Here is a 22330-nt window from a genome sequence, read left to right as displayed (position 1 = left end):
GTGATGAAATGATATTTAATAGCGAATATGTACATAACTATTTGAACTTAATCAATGATCAAAATCCTGTACACGATGAGGTAGTACCAGGTCAACTTGTATGTGAATGGTTGTTATTAGGAATCGAATGGCCATCGTATACAATTCAATATAAAAAATCTATTTATATGGGAGAAAAACTGTTTAAGGATATACAAAAAGATCACATTAAATGTGTAAATGAATATGGGGAACTTAAAATAACAATCAAAAAAGCGTAGTGATGATATTTCATCACTACGCTTTTTAATAATTATTTAACAAAGAATCGTGTTGCATCTAGTTCATCTTTAAATGATTTTTTCTCATCTACAGATTTTTTATTAAATGTTTTCAAGAAATCTTGATATTTTGGTAAGACTTCTTCTGTCGTACCGAATTCTTTTAATTGACCGCCTTCAATCCAAGCGATTTTAGAACAAAAGTCTTTCACTTGTCCAATATTATGGCTGACGAAGAAAATAGTTTTACCATCTTCTTTAAATTGATTCATTTTATCTAAACTTTTCTTTGTGAATGTTTGGTCACCAACAGATAATGCCTCATCAATAACAAGGATGTCTGGATTAACGGTAACATTGATAGCAAAACCTAATTTGGATTTCATACCACTAGAATATTTTTTAACAGGTTGGTAAATAAATTCACCTAACTCTGAGAATTCAATAATCTCAGGTGTAAGTTCTTTAATTTCCTTCTTTGTAAATCCTAATAACAACATTTTATATTCTATATTATCTACACCATTTAATTGCGTGTTTAAGCCGGAATTAATGGCAATCACATTCACATCACCATTACGCTCAATAACGCCACTTGATGGTTGTAAAGATCCCCCGATAATATTACTTAATGTTGATTTACCAGAACCATTGATGCCAACTAATCCGATAATATCACCTTCATAAGCAGTGAATGAAATATCTTGAAGTGCGTGAAATCGTTTAGATTTATGGCGAGGGAGGAATACGTCCTTCAATCGTTCTTTATTGTTACGGAAAATTTTATATTCTTTTGTTAAATTTTTAATGACTACTGATTCATTCATATGTACTTCATTCCTTATAATTATTAACAAGTCTATTATGCATTATTTTGAGAGTTTAGTAAATTTATTGTAAATTTTGTTGGAATCATGTAAATTAAATATGTTCTATAATTATCAGATTTACCTAAAGATAAATATATCATCTTATGTGAAATGATGCTATATTATTGAATGAGTAATAAATGTCGAAGCGAGAGAGTGATATTCATGCATGCTGTATTTACAGTGATTAAAGAGCACTTAAAAAACTTTTATTTAATACAAAGGTTGGCACAGTTCCAGTTGAAAATATCTAACCATGATAATTATCTTGGGCTAGCGTGGGAACTTATTAATCCTATTTTACAAATCTTTGTATATTGGTTTGCCTTTGGATTTGGTATTAGACAAAATGCTCCAATAGATGGCGTACCATTTATTTTATATTTGTTAGTCGGAATTAGTATGTGGTTCTTTGTGAACCAAGGTGTACTTGAAGGAACGAAATCGATTGGTTCAAGATTTAATCAAGTAGCCAAGATGAACTTCCCGTTGTCCGCAATACCAGCTTATATTTTAACAAGTAGATTTTATGGCCATATTATATTAGTGATCGTGATTATGCTTATATGTATGGCATCAGGTATCGTACCATCAATTTATGTTATACAATTAATCATATTAATGCCGTTCGTTTATATATTTGCATTTTCAGTTTCATTATTAACATCAACACTTGGCGTGCTCATTCGAGATACGCAAATGGCGATGCAAGCATTGTTAAGAATGTTATTCTATTTATCACCAATCTTATGGATTCCAGACAAGGGATCTGTTGTAGAAATGATTATGAAATTAAATCCAGTCTTCTTCTTTGCAGAAGGATATAGAGCTGCAATTTTATATAATAATTGGTATATCATAGATCATTGGCAATTAGCATTATATAATGTTTGCGTGACGTTATTATTCTTTGTAGTAGGTTCAATTCTACATGTTAAATTCAGACAAAGATTTGCTGATTTCATTTAAAATTTAAATAACTAAAGAGGCTGAGGCATTTATGTCCCAGCCTTATTTTATAAAGATTAAGAGAATGTTAGGAAGTGTCAAAGTGATTAGAAATATAGTTAAGCAAATGTATCTAACAGGAATTAAAGTGTTTGATACATGTTTCAAACATAATATTAATGATAATCATGTCGTTGTGTTTATGACTTTTAAAGAAGATATTAGCCCAATCATTGAAGCTTTAAAGAAAGAAAAATTTCAAATTACGATTATTGCTCATCCAAAATGGATTGAATACGCGAAATCGCTGAACGTTGATCGTGTAATTAATCTAAGAAATAAATATGTCTTTCAACAATTAAAAGCAATTAAGACAAGTAAAACAGTCATAATTGATACATATTATTTATTATTAGGGAGTATCAGTAAGCACAATAATCAAACTGTTATTCAAACATGGCATGCTGCAGGTGCTTTGAAAAAATTTGGTCTTGAAGATAATAGTATTGATCAATCCAATGAACAACTCATTAATAATTATTTATCTGTATATCATTTTACGGATTACTATTTAGTAAGTTCAGATATTATGAAACAAATATTTATAGATAGTTTAGATGCTAAAGAAGATCAAATATTGCCTATTGGGTTACCTCGTTTAGATAAATACGCAGAACATACGCAATCTAATCAAACAGGTAAGAAAATCGCATTATATGTACCGACGTACAGAGATTATACGAATGAGATTCATACAATTGATCAAAAAGCATTCGAACAAAATTGCCCAGAATATAATTTAATTACTAAGCTACATCCAAGTATTAATCATTCAGAATCTGATTCTAGAGATATACAAACACTCGTTGAAATGGCAGATGTGATTATAACGGACTATAGCTCGTTAAGTATAGAGGCGTCAATATTAGATAAGCCTATAATATTTTATTGCTATGATGAAGAAAAATATAATGAAATGCGTGGTTTAAATACGTATTATTATGAAATGACGAAAGTGAATAAAGCATTTAATTTAGATGCTTTATATAACTTAGTGAATGAAGCGGAATTGAATGATCAAATTAAGCCAATGTGGCATCAATATACGACATTTAATGCAACAGAAAAACTAATTGATTTTATTAAAAAGGAGAATAACTAATGGAAGTTAGTGTTATTATACCGGTTTATAATGCGGAGAAGACGATAGAAGAAACGATACAATCTATTAAGAGTAAGTATGCACATGAAATCATTTGTATCAATGACGGGTCTGCTGATAACAGTGCAGATGTGATTAGTAATATCGATAATCCAAATATCGTATTAGTTAATAATGAAAACCAAGGTGCCGCAGCAACACGAAATGAAGGCATACGTATCGCTAAAGGAAAGTATATCATGTTCTGTGATGCAGATGATAAACTTGGTGCAGATGTCATTGATCAAATGGTAGATACGATTAAATTACATAATACTGATATAGTCGTTGGTAAAGTAGCACATTTAATTGGCGACGAAGTTAGAACAATTCAAACATATAATGATTTGAAACCAGTTGAAAGAACGACGTTAAATCGTACACCTGAAGTCATTCAATCCATTGGTCCATACGGTAAATTATATAAACGTGAAATATTATCAGATATTAAATTTGATGAAGGCATTACATTCTGTGAAGAACATACATTTAATTTAAAAGCTTGGGCGAAAAGTAAAATCACAGTTATTGATCACGTATCGTATCTTTATAATATTGGTGTTGAAGACTCCATCATTGCTACGAGTTATAAAAACATTGAAAAATATTTGAACGATGCAACAGAAGTGAGAAAACAGTCATTAATAATTTTAAACGAATTAAAAGAAAAAGTAGGAAATTATTATAGCTATAGAATGGACTATTTAATCATTTACTTCCTAATTCGTAATAATTTTATGAAAGTCGAAGATATTGACCAATTATTAAATGCAGCAATATCATATTTTGAGGTTATCGAGCATATAGACACTAAACATGTGAAAGAATTAAAATCATTAATATTGACGATAGCTACAACAAAAAATTATCAATCATATGTTCAAGTAGCAACACAAATAAATGAAAATACAGATAAGAAAACATTTAGACATTATAAAATGAAACGAATCAAACTTATAACTAAAATGAACTTACGAAGTGTTAGAAATAAAAGTAAAAAAATATCACATTAAAAGGGAGCGGGACAGAAATCTAATTTATAAAAAAAGATTTCGTAGTCCCGCCCCGGCAAAGATGACTAGAGTTGAAAAAAGATTGATACAAGCGCATTTTCAACTCAGTCATCTACTGCCAAGGTACTCAAAGAGGCTGAGACATATATTATGTCCCAGCCTCTTTTAACTTTCGACAAGCAACATTGGAGCGCTGAATATTGCAAGTGGAGGCTGACAAGCAACATTGGAGCGTTGAATATTGCAAGTGGAGGTCGACAAGCAACATTGAAGCGTTGAATATTGCAAGTGGAGGATGACAAGCAACATTGGGACGCTGAACATTGCAAGTGAAGGCTGACAAGCAACATTGGAGCGTTGAACATTGCAAGTGGAGGTCGACATGCAACATTGAGGCTCTGAATATTGCAAGTGGAGGTCGACAAGCAACATTGGAGCGTTGAACATTGCAAGTGGAGGTCGACATGCAACATTGGAGCGTTGAACATTGCAAGTGGAGGTCGACATGCAACATTGAGGCGCTGAACATTGCAAGTGGAGGTCGACATGCAACATTGAGGCTCTGAATATTGCAAGTGGAGGTCGACAAGCAACATTGGAGCGTTGAACATTGCAAGTGGAGGTCGACATGCAACATTGGAGCGTTGAACATTGCAAGTGGAGGTCGACATGCAACATTGAGCATGGCTAACGAGATTGTTTTTACTTTCTATCTCGTTAGAATATCTAACAGGATTGTTTCCTAGAACTATCACGTTAGAGCGCTATTTGGATGTATTTTTTTGTTTTTTACACACGAAAATCGCAAATTGAACCGTTAACGAGATTGTTTTTACTTTCTATCTCGTTAGAATATCTAACAGGATTGTTTCCCAGAACTATCTCGTTAGAGCGCTATTTGGATGTATTTTGTCGTTTTTTACACACTAAAATCGCAAATTGAACCGCTAACGAGATTGTTTCCACTTTCTATCTCGTTAGAATTTCTAACAGGATTGTTTCCCAGAACTATCTCGTTAGCGTATTATCACAAGCATTTATTGCGCTGACTCCCGCGGTGCCCGCGGAAAGCATGCGCAAAAAAATAATCCTGGGACATAATATAATGTCTCAGGATCTTTTGGTATCTCGGCAGTAGATGACTGAGTTGAAAATGCGCTTGTATCAAACTTTTTTCAACTCTAGTCATCCTTGCCGGGGCGGGACTACGAAATCTTTTTTATATTAATAAGATTTCTGTCCCGCTCCCATTCTGCACCTTTGTTATATCTAAGATAATTTTTGGTTTAATATTTTTGTGAAAATGTGTTTTAAATGTTTTTCTAATTGACCATCATAAGGTTGAGGTAATTTATTGCTAGCAATTGAAACAACGTAATTTTTATTGGAATAGGTTACGAAGTCATTTTTGTAGAAGAGCCCTCTATATCTTTGATGTTTTGGATAATTATAAAATCCGTATCGATATGTTCCAGGGTACAGGTTGAATTTAGCGGGCGCTAATAAATTTTGTGTAGAGTTTTTATTTAATAAATGTCCATTTTTGAAATTTAAAACGATTTTAGCCATATCATTAGTCGAAATATAAACATTGCCTGCACCATAATATTTGTCTAAATAGCGTGTTGGCGTGTATGTCACTTGATTATTTTTAAGTTCATAACCTTTTACAAACAAAGTATGATGCTGAGTTGAGTCAAATAAAGATGTATGTTTCAAATTGAGTTTCTGAATAATATATTTATCTAAACTTTTTTGAAAGGGTTGGTGGGTGACATTTTCAATTATCTTAGCTAATACAATATAGTTCACATCATTATAGTTGTATAGATGATACGTGTAAGGGTCAAAGTCCTTTGCTTTAATATCTTCAATAGCGCTATCTAGACCGTGCGTAAGGGGATTAGCTTTCAGTTTAGGTAATCCGCTTGTATGTAAGACTAAATCACGTACTGTAATTGGATAGTTCTGTTGAAGATGGAATAGGGGTATATAACGATTTACATTGTCATCTAAGTGGATTTTTCCTTCTTCTTCAAGCTGTTTAATAATCATACCTGTCACAAATTTATTCGCAGATCCAAGCAAATACATGGATTCCGAATCGTGCTTAATGCCAAGTTCATAGTTTCTATAACCATAAGCTCTATCCATAATTCGTTTATTTTTTCATATACTGTAATATTCCCAGTAAAATAAATGCTTTTTAAATAGTTGTCTATGTTATCAACCTTTTTTTGAGTGGATAGTTGTTGTTGCTTTGAAATGTTTTTATTAGGTGTATTTTTTGGATGTGTATACTGATTTTGATTATCATTGAATATAAATATACGCATACTTAAGAAAATACAACCAATGATAAATAAAATGAATGTAAGTAAAAGTAATTTTTTCATTTGTCACTCCTGATGTTTATTTACTTTATAAATACAATTATGTTAAATATTTACATTTGTATGCGAAAAAAAGAACACAATTAAGTGTTCTATTCGTTACCGTATAATTCTTTTTTAATTTGAGTAGTTGAGATACCTTCAGTTCTTTTAAGATAAATGACTTCACAATGTTCTTTAAGGAAGTCAAATTCGCCTTCCCAATCATGACCCATTAAGAAAGTGTCTACTTTGTAATTTAAAACATCATCTGTTTTTTGTTCCCAATTGTTCTCAGGAATTACAAGGTCAACATATCTAATAGATTCAAGCATCATTTTTCTTTGTTCATAATTGTAATATGATTTTTTATTTTTCAACTTATTAAATTCATCTGTCGATAAAGCAACAATTAAATAGTCACCATTTTGCTTAGCTCTTCTTAACAGCTCGATATGGCCGTAATGTAATAAATCATAAGTTCCATAAGTAATTACTCTACGCATTTTTTCACCCCATCTTTTTCGATACAACATAAGCTTAATATATAAAGGTAATAATGTAAACTGTTTGCTTATAATGTAAAGTAAATGTTAATTTTTTATTTTACAATTCATTAAATGGGTATATTATTCTTGATTCGATAACTTCATATAAGATAAAATCAATATCGGTTCAAATTAACATGAGAATGTTAAAAAGTTAGAACAGTAGAAAAAAGGGAATTATAAAAAAAAGTATTGTAAAACATTTATTTACAATAAATTGAAGACTTATACCATGAGATAAGTCTGTACGAGGTGTAGAATGATAAAAATTATAGATATTCATGCGCAACCAAATTTAGAATCGATACTTAATTCTAATATAGAAGCGAGTCATATAATATTGAAAGATCAATATACAGAAGTGAAAGAAAATGTAATAGCACGATTAGAGTTGGATCAGAGTTCGTATGTTGTTGATTATACAAATGAAGGTTATTATACGAACGATAGTAAATATATGGGCCAAACTTTTATCAATATTAAAGATTGGTTTAACAACATCACATTACAACCAAATATCATTTTTGAAATTGAAGATTTGAAGTGGCTAGTATCAAAATTCAAATGGGAAAACACATTTGATATTACCTTGAATGCGCTACTTCATCTTAAAGATATAAAAATTGATACACATGTCGTGTTTGATTTTCAGAAGAAATACGCACCAAGTGAAATGGTGTTATTAGCGACGAAAACAAACATTCAAGATAATGAAACGAAATTTCAATTAAATAAATTAGCTGTGCTAAACGGGTATCAGCCAATTTATCGTACGAAAGAAGTAAGTTTACCGCCATATGCGCGAACTTTAGACAAGATTCTATTTAAAACAAAATTTAAATTACCAAATCGCACATATCAACAACTTTATAAAAAGACGCTAAATCATCAAATGCAGTCCATTAATATTTATGAAAAGAAACAAGAACAAGTAAAACCTTACATTGTATTTTTAGGATTTGATTATGGTTATAGAGGAAATTCCAAATATTTATTTGAATATATAACTAAACAATATCCGAAATATACCGTTTATTTTGTCACTGAAGAAAAAACGGGTAATCATTTTATTAAACCAAATGATATAGATACGCAATCAATCATTGAACAAGCAGGTGTCGTTGTTCTAGAAAGTTATTTGCCTGATCATTTACAACCGAATGGTACGATCATTCAATTATGGCACGGCACACCAATGAAGCAGTTATTTTTAGATAGTAAAGAACCAAAGCAGAATGGAAGTATTTATAATTATAGAGCGCGTAAATATAATAAATTAAAAAAACAAGATTATTTTATAACGGATGTTGAAACAATCAATTCACAATTTCAATCAGCATTTCCAATGGAAGAAACTAAAATCATACCTTGTGGTTATCCTAGAAATCAGTATTTGTTAGAACATGCCGATGATAAAACTGTAATCAATGAGACAAAACAAGCTTTGAATTTAGACGATGAAAAACAAACCATTTTATATGTTCCAACATGGAGAGATATAGAAGGCGATCATTATTTATTAGATTTCCCAGAAGAAATTAAAGACAATTATAATATTATTTATAAACTTCATGAAGAGGATATGTCTCAACAAACCAATTCACAACAAAACATCAATCAATTTGATACACAAGAACTTTTGTTAGTTGCTGATATTGTAATTAGCGATTATTCATCAACCGTGTTTGATGCCTTAACAATAGATAAGCACGTTTATTTATATACACCAGATTTCGAAGTGTATAATGAACAGAGAGGGCTTTATCGAACAGTATATGACTCAATTAATCAAAATCAATATTTTGATAGTGAAACCTTGTTTACAGCTATTTATGAAAAGCAATATAATAAACAAGATGATACCTTTATAAATAAATCGAATCATTCATATGAAACAATCACACAATTAATCGAGCAATCTATGATTTGAAAGAGGGGATGCAAGTGAAGTCATTTACATTTTTAGTTCATAATATTTATCACATGGGTGGAACGACGAAATCTATTTCTAATTTAGCCAATATTTTAAAAGAAAAAGGGCACACTGTTAAGATTATTTCAGTTTTTAAAGCGAGTGAACAACCCTATTTTAATCTGCATGAAGATATAGAAATAGAACCTATTATTGAGTATGGAAAATCAATTAAAGGCTTACAACATATTCTGTTCAATAGAATAAATAAATTCACACCTTTACTTAAACCAAAGTATATACATCCGTCAGAACCAGGGTTGAATCAATTTTCAAGCTATATAGAAAAGAAGATTATACAAAAAATTAAAGAAGTGGATACAGATATTATTGTAGGTACCCGTGCGAGTTATAATTTACTTGTGGCTCACTATGCGAAGAAAGACATTTTCAAAATAGGCATGGAGCATATGTATTTAAAAGCACACGATGAACGCTATCAACAAGATATTTTAAGTGCATATAGTAAACTAGATCTAGTTACAACTTTGACTAAAGAGGATCAACAAGATTATCAAGCACAGTTGTCACAAACTAAAGTGATTATAGTGCCTAATATTATTAAAGAGACGATATATAATCTTGAAAAGAAAAATACAATTGTCGCTGCAGGACGATTTGAAAAAGAAAAAGGCTTTGATTTATTAATTGAAAGTATTCAAATCATAGCGGATAAAATGAGAGAAAAACATTATGTGTTAGATATATATGGTGATGGACAAGAAAAAGAGACGTTAAATTCACTGATCAATCACTATCAACTTAATGACATTATACAATTGAAACCAACGACAAATCACTTATCTAAAGTATTGTCATCAAGTAAAATAACTGCCGTCCCATCTCGTATTGAAGGCTTTGGCTTAGTTATATTAGAAGCTATGTATCAAAATAGTATCGTTGTGAGCTATAAAGGATGCTATGGTCCAGAATACTTAATTGATGAAAAAGTAAATGGCTTTTTAGCAGAACCACAAAATAGTGAAGAATTTGCTCATGATCTTGGATATATCATTGATCATTACGAAAGTAACGAGATACAAGCGATGATAAAAAATGCACAACAAAAAACAACACAATTTGAAGATACAGCTATTTACGATCAATTTATAAAAGACATTCAGATCAGCAAATAGTATTCTTAGCAAAATCCCTTAACAATTTAATTGTTAAGGGATTTTAATTTAATGTAAAAATATTGTAAATATTCGATAATGACTTTCTTATAAAAAATATGAACTATATACTTACATTTGTATATTAATAAAAGGAGTTTTACATATGCAGATGAAGACAATAGATATAGAAAAGAAATTTAGACCTGAAATAGAAGGCTTGAGAGTAGTTGCAGCATTATTAGTTGCGATATATCATATTTGGTTTGGCAAGGTTTCCGGAGGTGTAGATGTATTCTTCGTTATTTCTGGATTTTTAATAACAACTTCTATTATTTCCAGATTCAATAGAGAAGGTGAATTTAAGTTCTTACCTTATATTCAAGGTTTGATCAAGCGATTATTCCCTTCAGTATTAACGGTTTTATTTATAACCGTCTTATTAAGCTTTATTTGGTTACCACAATCTATTTTAGGTAAAACGATTAAAGAAACGATTGCTTCTTTATTTTATTATCAGAATTGGCAATTGGCTTTTTCAAGTACTGACTATTTAAATAAAGACCAAATGAAAACACCGATAGAACATTTTTGGGCAATGTCTATTCAAGGACAGTTCTATATCATTTGGTTTTTACTGTTTGCTTTTATTTTTATGATTTTCAAGAAATACAGTAAGTTAGATGTGATTAAACTAATCAATATTTGTTTAGCTAGTATATTTATCGCGTCATTCACATATTCTGTTTATTTAACAAATGTAAATCAACCGTGGGCATATTTTCATACATTTACTCGCGTGTGGGAATTCTCATTAGGTGGATTATTAGCAATGAATTTATCTAAAATAAAAATCAACCAATTCATTGCGAGTATCATTGGTTGGATTGGTTTAGCTGGCTTGATACTGACGGGTATTATTTTCAATGTATCAACGATGTTCCCAGGATATATCGCGCTATGGCCAATGCTTTGTGCCGTGTTTATATTATTATCTGGAAATTATGAAACAAAATTTGGTGTGAAATCGATACTCGGTTCAAAGCTTATGGTTAAATTAGGTGGATTATCATTTGGATTGTATTTATGGCATTGGGTGATATTATCCTTCTGGCAATATCATAATAATGGTAGACCAGGTATTATTTTAGGTGTAGGTATGATATTACTATCTTGGTTATTATCTTATATCATGACTAAGTTTATTGAGACACCAATTCGAAGTGCTTCTTCTAATAAGAAAGCTTTCAAAAAACTAGGTACAGGATTGTTGATTAATCTAATTGCATTAGCATCGATATACTTCATATTATTCAATAATCCATTTGAAAAGGAAAAAACAGCATTAAGTAAAGATTATCCAGGTGCAATGGCAACTGAAAAAGGTGTCAGTGTAAATACAGGTGTTAAAGCAATACCTGAATTCTCAGAAATAAGAAATGAGTCTCCAGATTCAACGAGAGATCAAGTACACCAAAAAATTGGAGAATCTAAAGTACTTGTCGGAACATATGGACATAAAAAGAATTATGATAAGACGATTGCATTAGTCGGAAGTTCTCATGCGCAACATTGGTTAGGTGCTTTACAATCAGCAGCCAAAGATAGTAATTATAGAATATTAAGTATGACGAAAAGTGGTTGTGAATTAAAAACGAAAGATAGTGCCAAAGATTGTGAACAGTGGAATAAGAATGTCATTAAAGAAATAGAGAAGCAAGATATTGATTTAGTTGTAACAACTGCTGATTCGGCTAATGATATTAATGGTCAAATTGACCCATTACAACTTAAACAATTCGATAATATCACCAATACGAAGACACCTATTTTTGCTATTAGAGATAACCCAAGGTTTCAATTTAATGTTCCTGAAACATTAGATAAGTTTGGTGAAGAAGAAACGATAAAGAAAATGAATGCGAAACCAAGGTTACCGGAAACTTCAAAATGGGATCAATTAGAGAAAAAACCAAAAGATACACACTATGTTGATTATACAAATTACTTTAAAAAAGACGGTAAGTTTGTTCCTGTAGTAGGAAATGTCATTGTATATATGGATAAAGGTCACCTTACAAATAGCTTCTCAAAAACATTAGGACCTAAAATTAAAAAGGATATTGATAAATATTTTGAAGAACTCAATTGATATTGAGTTCTTTTTCTTTTTGAATTATTTAGCAATTGTAAACTTTAATAAAAGTATGTAAACCCTTCCTTAAGTATCTGTTAATCACCTGTTTATTACTTTAATTATCGTTACAATGAACTTAACATTACGTAAGTAATAGTTTAACAATTAATTATTAAAGGATGGATATCATATGAAATTAACTACTATTGGATTAGGCTACATCGGATTACCAACTTCTATTATGTTTGCTAAGCACGGCGTAGATGTTGTTGGTGTGGATATAAATAAAGAAGCAGTGGATAAATTAAATAACGGACAAATTCATATTGAAGAACCTGGTTTACAAGAAGCATACGAAGAAGTGTTAGCTAAAAATAAATTTAAAGCAAGCTTAAAACCAGAAAAAGCAGACACATTTATCATTGCAGTGCCAACACCAAATAATGATGATCAATACGAATCATGTGATATTTCATTAGTGATGGGTGCAGTAGAATCGATTGTCCCATTTTTAGAAAAAGGTAATACAGTAATTGTGGAATCAACAATTGCACCACGTACAACAGACGATCATGTTAAACCTTATTTAGAAGAACAAGGTTTTGTGATTGGTGAAGATATATTCTTAGTACATTGTCCTGAACGTGTACTACCAGGTAAGATTCTGCATGAATTAATTCATAATAATAGAATCATTGGTGGTATTACACCTGAATGTGTTGAAGCAGGTAAACGTGTTTATGGAACATTTGTTCAAGGTGAAATGATTGAAACAAATGCTAAAACAGCAGAAATGAGTAAATTGATGGAGAATACGTACCGTGATTTAAATATCGCATTAGCAAATGAACTTGCTATGGTGTGTAACCATTTAGATATTAATGTACTTGATGTAATAAAAATGGCAAACAAGCATCCACGTGTAAATATTCATTTACCTGGACCAGGTGTAGGTGGACATTGTTTAGCAGTTGATCCATATTTCATTATTGCGAAAGATCCAGAAACAACAACACTTATTCAAGAAGGCAGACGTATTAACCGTTCAATGCCAAATTATGTTATAGAAGAATCGAAAAAGATTTTAAAACAATTAAACGGTAAAAAAGTAGTCGTGTTCGGTTTAACGTATAAAGGTGACGTTGATGATGTAAGAGAATCACCTGCATTTGATATTTATAATGACTTAAGAAAAGAACAAGATATTATCGTTGAAGCATACGATCCACATGTTGAATTAGGATTTGTTGAAAAAGATATTAAAAAAGCCGTTCAAGATGCATCGTTAGTATTAATATTGAGTGATCATTCTGAATTTAAACAATTGATGGATCAAGATTTCGAAGGTATGAAAGATAAAGTGATTTTTGATACTAAAAACGTAGTGCAAACACAGTTTGAACAAGTTGAATACTACAATTACGGTAATCTATATACTTTTGGAAAAGAACTAGCATATTCATTTAATAAGTAAAAGAATGAGGGGTCTTCATATGATTGATGTAAAAAGTCCATTTATTCAAAGCGGACTAAGCTTTCAAATTATTTTAATAGAACCAGAGAATCAAGACATATTTGATGTCGATAATGATGAAATTTCGGTTGGTCACGTATCTGACCATTTAAATAAAGCTTTAAAAGTAATATCAGTTAAAGAAATTGAAAGTGAGTTATATGGATTACTTGTTCGAGGTTCTAACATTATTGGATGGACTAAACTCCAAGATTCTATCAAATTGATATCTAAACCTATTGATACAATTCGAGTAGATTTAAAAGACTTTAGTGCACCTCAAATAAATAGAGACCTTGGTTTTAAAGTAGATTACCATTTACTATTTCAAGAGAAGAATTTCTCATCAAGAGCGATTTATAAGCATAATGGAGAAATTTTAGAAGCAATATTTAATAAAGGTACATTTACAGGTTTTGTGCATACAAAAGATATTGACCGTGCAATCACATTAAATACGAAAGTTTCTATCAATAGTGGGACAGTATTTTATCAAGATAGTGCTTTAAATAAGACGATTGATCTTGATTTAGATCAAGAAAGATTTGATTTTGAAAATGTGAATATCAATATGGTGTTTTTAAAAGCAAGATCAGCAAGAGTAGCGATTAAAAAGAAAAAATATTGGATGAATCTTTCGGATATTATAGACGATACAATGATTGCGCAATTAGAGAGTATGAATTACGAACAATATAATGACTTAGAGCTGGAACAGTTAGATACGATTACAAACTTTCAAGAAGAAAGAAAAGAATCAAAATCAGCGATCGTTAGATTGATTAATGAAAACATTGCGCTTCAGAAGACAACAGTAAAAGAAGATACAAAACAATATGAAAGACTATATAACAACTTAAGAAATTCTAAATTAGGAAAAATTCAAACGAAATACTGGAGTTGGAGAAAGAGGAGGAATCTGTAATGTCTTCAAATGAACCAACTAACAAAAATCGCAGTCAATCATTACAATCTACAAAAGATGAATTAGTAAATTTTGATGATAAGTCAAAAGCTGAACAACTTGAAGAAGTATTGGATATCGTCGAACAAGATTATATGTATGGACTGTATAAATTAAAAAAAGTTAAAGACTATACAAATCATCATAATTATTATAAGAAAGTAGCCGAAGAAGCGAAATTAGACTTCTTGGAAAATCATCATCAACAACTTGAACAATTGAATCATGGAGATGAATCAAAAGTATTTGTTAAAAATGATTATAAAGTTGGACTGATTGCAGATGAATTCTTATATAATTCCTTTAAAGATATCGGTAATATCGTGTATATCGATAGTGAATTCACGAGCTTAAGTAAAGATATGGATGTCATTATCGTTGCTACAGCATGGAGAGGTATTGATGGCAGTTGGACAGGTTTAGCTTCAGTAAATAGTGAAAAACGAAGAAAGCTAATTGATGGTATTCAAAAAGCGAAAAACCTAAACATTCCAATTGTGTTTTACTCAAAAGAAGATCCTGTGAATTTCCACTTGTTCAAAGATATTGCTACTGAATGTGATATTATTTTAACTTCTGCAGCAGAAGTTGTAGATGATTATAAAGAATATTGTCAAAACGATAGGGTCCATGTATTACAATTTGGAATTAACCCACATTACCATAATCCTATTGGCACTAGAAGTCAGTATAATCAATCATTTAAAAATGATGTCATATTTGCTGGTAGTTGGACTGAAAAGTATCCAGTTAGAAATCAAGAATCAGCAAGAATGTTTGATGAATTGATTAATAATGAGAATGATTTAACGATTATTGATAGAAACTTGCCATTAAGACGTGCAAGATATCAATTTCCAATGAAGTATATTCCATTTTTAACAATGCCAGTTGATCATAATGAATTAATGAAATTACACAAAATTTATCGATGGGCAGTTAATGTCAACTCAGTAAAATATTCAGAAACAATGTTTGCTAATAGAATATTTGAATTACAGGCGTTTGGGAATTTAATATTATCTAATTATTCAGTGGGTATTAATAATCAGTTTCCTAATGTATTTATGATTAACCATAAAAGCGATGTAGCGCCAATTATGAATCAGTATAAAGAATACGAATTAGAAGACATGCAAGCGAAGAGTATTAGAAGTGTGATGAGAAATGGCACAACTTACCATAGGCTAGATGAAGTATTAACTTATATTGATATAGAACCTAGTCAGAAGGAACATAAAGTTCTTGTTGTCGTTGACCAAATGACAGATAAAATGACGGATATACTAAATCGTCAACTGCATGTTGATTTTGAAGCGGTAGAAGCGCAAAATCTATCACAGCAAAATAAAGACTATACGTTTGTAACATTTATGAAAGACGCAATTGAATACGAAGAATATTATTTAGAAGACTTATTATCAGCATTTAAATATGCTAATGTTGATTTCGTAACGAAAGATAAGCAGCATGAGGCACATCAATTTGTTGATAAACATGCAGATAAATATTTAACGATGTATCATCGTGATATGTTTGATGACCAATTCAATTTGAATCAATCAAGCAAAGGTTATAATTTAGATCAATCTGAAATTTATACGTCTGATTTATATGGTCAAAATAATAAAAAGAAAAAATTAAGTGTGATTATTCCAATTCATAACAATGGAACTTACTTAGAAGATAAGTGTATGAGAAGTTTACGCAGATCTTCAATATTTAATGAAATGGAAATCATATTTGTAAATGATGGTAGTACTGATTCTGAGACAATTTCAATCATTAACCGTTTGAGAAGACGTTTCCCTGAAATTGTATACTTTGAATATGAAAAAGGTTCAGGTAGTGCCTCAAGACCAAGAAATAAAGGCGCTGAACTTGCTTCAACACCATATATTACTTATTTAGATCCAGATAACGAAGCTACTGGAGATGGATATGCGACATTATTAGAAGAAATTCAATCTAATAAAGATGTAGACATGGTTGTCGGTAATATCATTAAAGAAGACAATAAACGTAGAGCATTATTTAATTACGCTGGTACTGTAATGAAATATAACGATGGAAAATTATTGATTGATGATCCTAAAAAGTATATGAAAAAATGTGGTTTAAGAGCACAAAGTATTCAAGCTTTAGTTATTAAATCAGAGATTATTAAAGGAAATAATATAAAAATGGTTGAAGGTGCTGCTGGACAAGATACATTATTCTTCCAAGAATTAATGATTAATTCCAAGAAAGTACAAGCAGTTACAGATGTAATTCATATGTACTATGCAGCAGTTTCAGGCTCAGTAACGAATTCAATTTCTAAAAAGTTATTTGATAAATATTACACATTGGAAATTGAAAGAATACCGTTTTATGAAAAACATGGTTTACTTCAATCCTATTTAGATCATAGATTTAATTTCTATGTTAAAGGCTGGTATTTACCAAGACTTGAAAAAGTGAAACCAGAAGAAAGAAAAGAAGCTGTAGAAAGATTTTTAGAAATATATCATTTATATGATGAATATCAAAGACCTGAAGATCAAGACTTAAATCGTTATATTGAGAATTTAAAGCAAGAAGTTCAATTACAAGTTAATCAATGATAAATCATTCGCGTGGAGGGGAATAATATGGATAATATATTAGCACCATTTCATAAATCTTTTATGGTCATACCTCATGAATATCAGTTCAATGATCAAGATAAGATTGAATTTAGTCATTTTAATGTTTACTATTCACAAGATATGTCGACATTTCAAATAACAATTGATGGTATGAAAATATTGTTATTAGGTCATTTTGTCCATACTAAAAAGAGTGATTTAAATTATTCCGAAATCTTCACGCGTTTATTATCATATTCATTAGATTCTACTCAGTTTCTTGAAGAAATGAGTTACTTTAATGGCAGATATGGCATTTTTATAGAGAAGGATGATAATCTCTATTTCTATAATGATGCAACATCATTTTTATCCATGTATTATCATTCGGAGAAATCCATTTATGCAAGTCACTCTGAACTCGTGCAGCAATTATTACAACATTTATACAATATGAAAAGTAACAGAATTGCTTATAAATCGAATGGATTTTTAGATTATAGTAAATATGAACATATTTATAAATTTAATTCGAACACACGATTTGATTTAACGAATCATAAAGTGAAACGGATTTTCCCAATAAATGCATATCAAGAAAAATCAGCAGAGGAAGTATTAAATTTAATTTATGATGAAATGGTTGCTTCTGTGAATGCTTTGTTTCGTTTTGATAAAGACATTGTATGCTCAATCACAGCTGGACATGATTCACGGGTGTCATTATCCTTTTTGAAAAATCATTTAGATAAAGTTAAGTTTTTTACGTATACAAAGGATTTAGAGATGATACAGAATGAGCAAGCTGTGAAGATATATCAAGTGGATGAAGCGGCGATTAAACAAATTGCTGAGAATTTAAACTTGAATCACACACTGTTTAATATGGATGCATATGATTTAGCAGAAGAGGTTGAGCGTGATTATGAACTTTATGAAACGAGTCACGGTATTCAACTCATTAATTATTATCATTATGATCATGATTTTCAAAATGTGATTCATCTTAAATCTACAATTTTCGAGTTAGCTAAAGCAATTATTCCAAAAAGTATCCATTCAAAAGATGATTTTTTACCTTATGCACAATTTATAAAAAGATGGGCTAAAGATTTTCCTTTTGAAAATGGTGATGTACAAGATTACTTAACAGATTTCATTAAACGAAATGAGATTGAGAAGACGATTGAATTAGGTTATCATCCATTTGAAATACTTTATTATGAAGCGAGGATGAATGGATGGCATAGTGCAATCATTCAAGAAAGTGATCCTTATATCGACGTGTTTAGTTTAATTAATTCAAGGCACATATTATTTGAATTGTTAAACATACAACCAGAAGACAAAAGTGAAAATAAATTACATAAGCTAATTATTCAAAAAAATTGGCCGATTTTAAATTATTTTCAGGTGAATTCAACGAAAACGTTAGAAGACTATATTATTGAGTTAGAAAATCAGAACAAACCAGAAAAGCAAGATAAAGCAAATCTTACTATTGAAACGAAAGATTTCTATCAAGTTCACCAAGAAAAGGGATTAAGATTTAGGGCATTATCGAATGCATTTAGCAGTGAAACTAAAAAAGTACTATACTTAACGAATAAGACAAATCAAATTTTAAATATTGAAATTAAAACATTTTATAAAAATAAACAAGGCAAAGGGTTCATATACTTTGAATTTGATAATCAAGTGGTGGACTTAGTCGATTTAAGTAATGAAGGATTTGTTATCAACATAAATCCAGAATCTACTCAATCTATTTCAATATATGCCAATAAAAATTTTGAAAAGTCGTCTTGGACTACAGCATCAGAATTTGAACTTATTGAAAAATAATATAATCAAGTAGGTCGTTAAAATATGAAGATAGTTACAGAAATCTTTAAAGAACAATTTAATCATTTACCTAAAATATTTAAGTTAGCAATTTATAATATGAAAAGTCAATACGCCAATCATTATCTTGGCGTATTTTGGAATATATTACAACCGATACTACAAGTTGCTGTTTACTATCTTGTATTTGGTTTAGGTTTAAGAGGAGATGCGAGTGCACAAGTCGTTGGGGTTCCATTTCTAATACACCTCATTTCAGGACTGTTTCCTTGGTTGTTTCTTTCACAAGGTATTAACACTGGTGCAACGGCAATTCAGGCGAATGTAGGACTGCTATCTAAAATGAAATTCCCGTCCTCAATTTTCATATCTATCGCTTTAACAAACAATATGATTAACTTGATGATTACTTCATCCATATTATTTGTCATTTCATTAATCAATGGATATGTACCATGGTGGCATTACTTTTGGTTTATTTACTTCTTAGTTGCATCATATGCGATCATTTTTGGTATTTCATTAATAATGAGTACATTAATTATCATCGTGAGAGACACAAAGAACTTATTACAAAATGTAATCAGAATGCTATTCTTCATGACACCAATATTTTGGGCAATGGAAGAGGCACATGGCATATTGCAAAGACTGGCAAGTTTAAATCCATTTGCTTATTTAATCGGTGTTTATCGAACAGCCTTTGTACATGGCCATGTTAATGTATACGGTCATTGGCATGATCACATCTATTTTTGGTTAATAACGATCATATTATTACTAATAGGTTCATTAATTCATACAAGATTTAAGAGAAGATTACTAGACTACTTATAGGGTGTTCAAATATGACGAAAAAGTTATTAATGATTTCACAAAATTTTTATCCAGAACTGGGATCAGCAGCTAATAGAATGAAGATGATGTTCAAAGCATTCAAATCAATTGGTGCAGATCCAACAATATTAACAACAGAGCCAACATATCCAAATAGAAATTTATTTGAAGATGATGCTTATTTTACTGATGAAACTTTAAATAAATTAGAAAAAAAGAAAATTATACGCATGAAAATGCATGGAAACAAACAAAATAGCAATCTATTTATGCGACTGATTTACTATATTGAACAATATATTAGATTAAGAGTCTTTATAAAAATGCATGATGCAGATTATGATATTGTTTATGTTTCTAGTCCGAATATTTTTCTTGCATGGGCAACGCTTTTTTTCAAAAAAGCAAAACATCCCATTTACGTACTTGAAATTAGAGATCTTTGGCCAGATAGCGTACATGGTTTAAAGCATGTAAATATAAGTCTCTTTATGCCTGTATTGAAATACTTAGAGAAGAAAATGTACAATTCTGCAGATAAAATCGTTATCAATAATGAAGCTTTTAGGTCACATATACAGAAGAATTTAGAAAGTAAGATACCAATCTTTTATTTGCCTAACGGATTATCTAAAAGTGAGTTGATTACTGAACAAAAATATCAATCGTTCAGTGTGATTTATACTGGCAATATTGGATATGCTCAAGACGTTGATAAACTAATTGCGCTTTGTATTGCGCTAAATAATAAGCAAATATATGTAACAGCAGTCGTTTACGGTGTACAAGCAGACAAATTTAGAAAGGCTGTTAAAAATTGTTCATATATTTTTGTGAAAAAGCCAATGGATCGCGTGTCTTGTCTTGCTGAAATTGCGAAACATCATTTATCTATTTCGATTTTAGAATCATCAGATGTATTTATGAATGTAATGCCAGGAAAAATAGTTGATTCCATCGGTGTAGGTACACCACCAATCTCTAACATAAGCGGACCAACAGAGGCACTCATTCAAAAATATGATATTGGTTTTGCGAGAAAACAAGCATCAATTGACACAATGGTTAATGAAATTGTGTCATTAAAAAATGACGAAAAAGCGTTGATAAGAAAACAAGAAAATGCCAAAAAATATCGTGATGAACATCTGATTTGGGAAGATAATATTGAAAAGCTAATAACGTTTTTAAGAAAAGGTGAAGAAGATGACAAAAACATACAAAATAAAATGTGAAAATGTCTCAAAAGTTTATGATTTAAATGTGAATAGGAAAGATAAATTACTTTCTTTATTTACGTTTGGTCTAAGCTATAAATCAAAACCTTATTATGCTTTGCATGATATATCATTTGAAGTTGAGGAAGGTACATCTGTCGGCATACTAGGATTAAATGGTTCAGGTAAATCAACGTTATCTAACATATTAGGTGGCGTAGTTGAACCATCATCAGGTTCAGTATATACGAATGGAAAGCCATCATTAATTGCTATAGGTGCAGGACTAAATCCCGACTTTACTGGTGAAGAAAATATTCATTATAAATGTTTAATGCACGGTATGACTCAGAAAGAGATTAATGATAAATTTGACGACATCGTTCAATTTAGTGAATTAGATGAATTTATTTATCAACCGTTAAAATCCTATTCAAGTGGTATGAAGTCAAGATTAGGATTTGCCATTGCAATACATACTGATCCGGATATATTAATTGTAGATGAAGCTTTATCAGTAGGTGATGAAACATTTTCAAATAAATGTATTGATAAAATGCATGACTTGCAAGCACAAGGTAAAACCATTTTCTTTGTTTCGCATTCAGCGGGACAAATTAAAAAAATGTGTAAAAAAGCGATTTGGATACATTATGGTGAAATGGTTGCTTATGGTGAAGTGAATGATGTTATAGGACGTTATGTTCATTTAATCCAAAAACTTAAAAAGAAATCAAAAAAGGAACAATTAGAATATAAGCGTATTAAAATTCAACAGCAACGTCAAAAGCAGGTAGATGAAAGTTTAATTCATAAAGAAAAAAGACCAATAGGATTATTAGCAACGATTGGCGTATTTAGTGTCGCTTGGTTCTATATCTTGCTATTCCAAATAGGCATTTTATAAATA

Annotated in this window: 17 protein-coding genes; 14 read left to right on the top strand and 3 right to left on the bottom strand. The window is 30.5% G+C overall.

Features of this window, described 5'->3' with window-relative positions; all coding sequences use genetic code 11:
- Positions 1-8: 8 nt before the first annotated feature.
- Positions 9-260 carry a hypothetical protein gene (locus P3U32_RS09030; RefSeq protein WP_323702811.1) on the top strand — a complete coding sequence of 84 codons (252 nt, stop codon included), beginning with the start codon at positions 9-11 and terminating at the stop codon, positions 258-260.
- 32 nt (positions 261-292) lie between these two features.
- Here the strand turns inward: P3U32_RS09030 and tagH are convergent, their stop codons facing one another.
- Positions 293-1087, bottom strand: coding sequence for a teichoic acids export ABC transporter ATP-binding subunit TagH (gene tagH / locus P3U32_RS09025; RefSeq protein ID WP_323702810.1), 795 nt, complete (start codon positions 1085-1087; stop codon positions 293-295).
- A 207-nt stretch (positions 1088-1294) separates the two neighbouring features.
- Here tagH and P3U32_RS09020 point away from each other — a divergent pair, with 207 nt between their 5' ends.
- The 3 genes from P3U32_RS09020 (at position 1295) to P3U32_RS09010 (ending at position 4291) form a co-directional block, all read left to right on the top strand.
- Positions 1295-2098 (top strand): ABC transporter permease, encoded by an 804-nt coding sequence (locus P3U32_RS09020; RefSeq protein WP_323702809.1) that lies wholly within the window; start codon positions 1295-1297, stop codon positions 2096-2098.
- A gap of 82 nt (positions 2099-2180) precedes the next feature.
- Complete coding sequence (locus P3U32_RS09015) at positions 2181-3239, top strand: CDP-glycerol glycerophosphotransferase family protein (RefSeq protein WP_323702808.1); 1059 nt, start codon at positions 2181-2183, stop codon at positions 3237-3239.
- The gene (locus P3U32_RS09010) at positions 3239-4291 is read left to right on the top strand and encodes a glycosyltransferase family 2 protein (RefSeq protein ID WP_323702806.1); all 1053 of its coding nucleotides are present in this window, start codon (positions 3239-3241) and stop codon (positions 4289-4291) included. The genes P3U32_RS09015 and P3U32_RS09010 overlap by 1 nt, the downstream gene beginning before the upstream one ends.
- Before the next feature lie 1269 nt (positions 4292-5560).
- Here P3U32_RS09010 and P3U32_RS09005 read toward each other — a convergent pair.
- On the bottom strand, positions 5561-6445 hold the full coding sequence (locus tag P3U32_RS09005; protein WP_323702805.1) for a serine hydrolase domain-containing protein: 885 nt from the start codon (positions 6443-6445) through the stop codon (positions 5561-5563).
- Between the two features lie 331 nt (positions 6446-6776).
- Complete coding sequence (gene tagD / locus P3U32_RS09000) at positions 6777-7169, bottom strand: glycerol-3-phosphate cytidylyltransferase (RefSeq protein WP_323702804.1); 393 nt, start codon at positions 7167-7169, stop codon at positions 6777-6779.
- A 301-nt stretch (positions 7170-7470) separates the two neighbouring features.
- Between tagD and P3U32_RS08995 the strand changes: the two genes are divergently transcribed.
- The 10 genes from P3U32_RS08995 (at position 7471) to P3U32_RS08950 (ending at position 22327) form a co-directional block, all read left to right on the top strand.
- A complete protein-coding gene (locus tag P3U32_RS08995; protein WP_323702803.1) occupies positions 7471-9141 on the top strand; it encodes a CDP-glycerol glycerophosphotransferase family protein in 1671 nt (556 codons plus the stop codon).
- Positions 9142-9155: 14 nt separating this feature from the next.
- Positions 9156-10319, top strand: a complete 1164-nt coding sequence (locus P3U32_RS08990) for a glycosyltransferase (protein ID WP_323702802.1) — start codon at positions 9156-9158, stop codon at positions 10317-10319.
- Positions 10320-10464: 145 nt separating this feature from the next.
- Positions 10465-12450, top strand: a complete 1986-nt coding sequence (locus P3U32_RS08985; RefSeq protein ID WP_323702801.1) for an acyltransferase family protein — start codon at positions 10465-10467, stop codon at positions 12448-12450.
- 175 nt (positions 12451-12625) lie between these two features.
- The gene (locus tag P3U32_RS08980; RefSeq protein ID WP_323702800.1) at positions 12626-13909 is read left to right on the top strand and encodes a nucleotide sugar dehydrogenase; all 1284 of its coding nucleotides are present in this window, start codon (positions 12626-12628) and stop codon (positions 13907-13909) included.
- Positions 13910-13928: 19 nt separating this feature from the next.
- Positions 13929-14873: a hypothetical protein gene (locus P3U32_RS08975; RefSeq protein WP_323702799.1), complete on the top strand. Its 945-nt coding sequence runs from the start codon at positions 13929-13931 to the stop codon at positions 14871-14873.
- Complete coding sequence (locus P3U32_RS08970) at positions 14873-17518, top strand: glycosyltransferase (RefSeq protein ID WP_323702798.1); 2646 nt, start codon at positions 14873-14875, stop codon at positions 17516-17518. Before P3U32_RS08975 ends, P3U32_RS08970 begins: the two co-directional genes overlap by 1 nt.
- A 27-nt stretch (positions 17519-17545) precedes the next feature.
- On the top strand, positions 17546-19366 hold the full coding sequence (locus P3U32_RS08965) for a hypothetical protein (protein WP_323702797.1): 1821 nt from the start codon (positions 17546-17548) through the stop codon (positions 19364-19366).
- A gap of 24 nt (positions 19367-19390) precedes the next feature.
- Complete coding sequence (locus tag P3U32_RS08960; RefSeq protein WP_323702796.1) at positions 19391-20203, top strand: ABC transporter permease; 813 nt, start codon at positions 19391-19393, stop codon at positions 20201-20203.
- 11 nt (positions 20204-20214) lie between these two features.
- Positions 20215-21438, top strand: a complete 1224-nt coding sequence (locus P3U32_RS08955) for a glycosyltransferase family 4 protein (protein WP_323702795.1) — start codon at positions 20215-20217, stop codon at positions 21436-21438.
- Positions 21410-22327: an ABC transporter ATP-binding protein gene (locus tag P3U32_RS08950; RefSeq protein WP_323702794.1), complete on the top strand. Its 918-nt coding sequence runs from the start codon at positions 21410-21412 to the stop codon at positions 22325-22327. The genes P3U32_RS08955 and P3U32_RS08950 overlap by 29 nt, the downstream gene beginning before the upstream one ends.
- The last annotated feature ends 3 nt before the right edge of the window (positions 22328-22330 follow it).

Source organism: Mammaliicoccus sp. Dog046, from assembly GCF_034039665.1.
Taxonomy (GTDB): domain Bacteria; phylum Bacillota; class Bacilli; order Staphylococcales; family Staphylococcaceae; genus Mammaliicoccus.
This window is presented reverse-complemented; position numbering and strand designations above follow the sequence as displayed.

Excerpts from the sequence above, each read along its gene's own strand:
- P3U32_RS09030 (WP_323702811.1), top strand. The coding sequence starts at position 9 with ATGATATTTAATAGCGAATATGTACATAACTATTTGAACTTAATCAAT.
- tagH (WP_323702810.1), bottom strand. The coding sequence starts at position 1,087 with ATGAATGAATCAGTAGTCATTAAAAATTTAACAAAAGAATATAAAATT.
- P3U32_RS09020 (WP_323702809.1), top strand. The coding sequence starts at position 1,295 with ATGCATGCTGTATTTACAGTGATTAAAGAGCACTTAAAAAACTTTTAT.
- P3U32_RS09010 (WP_323702806.1), top strand. The coding sequence starts at position 3,239 with ATGGAAGTTAGTGTTATTATACCGGTTTATAATGCGGAGAAGACGATA.
- P3U32_RS09005 (WP_323702805.1), bottom strand. The coding sequence starts at position 6,445 with ATGGATAGAGCTTATGGTTATAGAAACTATGAACTTGGCATTAAGCAC.
- tagD (WP_323702804.1), bottom strand. The coding sequence starts at position 7,169 with ATGCGTAGAGTAATTACTTATGGAACTTATGATTTATTACATTACGGC.
- P3U32_RS08995 (WP_323702803.1), top strand. The coding sequence starts at position 7,471 with ATGATAAAAATTATAGATATTCATGCGCAACCAAATTTAGAATCGATA.
- P3U32_RS08985 (WP_323702801.1), top strand. The coding sequence starts at position 10,465 with ATGCAGATGAAGACAATAGATATAGAAAAGAAATTTAGACCTGAAATA.
- P3U32_RS08980 (WP_323702800.1), top strand. The coding sequence starts at position 12,626 with ATGAAATTAACTACTATTGGATTAGGCTACATCGGATTACCAACTTCT.
- P3U32_RS08975 (WP_323702799.1), top strand. The coding sequence starts at position 13,929 with ATGATTGATGTAAAAAGTCCATTTATTCAAAGCGGACTAAGCTTTCAA.
- P3U32_RS08970 (WP_323702798.1), top strand. The coding sequence starts at position 14,873 with ATGTCTTCAAATGAACCAACTAACAAAAATCGCAGTCAATCATTACAA.
- P3U32_RS08965 (WP_323702797.1), top strand. The coding sequence starts at position 17,546 with ATGGATAATATATTAGCACCATTTCATAAATCTTTTATGGTCATACCT.
- P3U32_RS08960 (WP_323702796.1), top strand. The coding sequence starts at position 19,391 with ATGAAGATAGTTACAGAAATCTTTAAAGAACAATTTAATCATTTACCT.
- P3U32_RS08955 (WP_323702795.1), top strand. The coding sequence starts at position 20,215 with ATGACGAAAAAGTTATTAATGATTTCACAAAATTTTTATCCAGAACTG.
- P3U32_RS08950 (WP_323702794.1), top strand. The coding sequence starts at position 21,410 with ATGACAAAAACATACAAAATAAAATGTGAAAATGTCTCAAAAGTTTAT.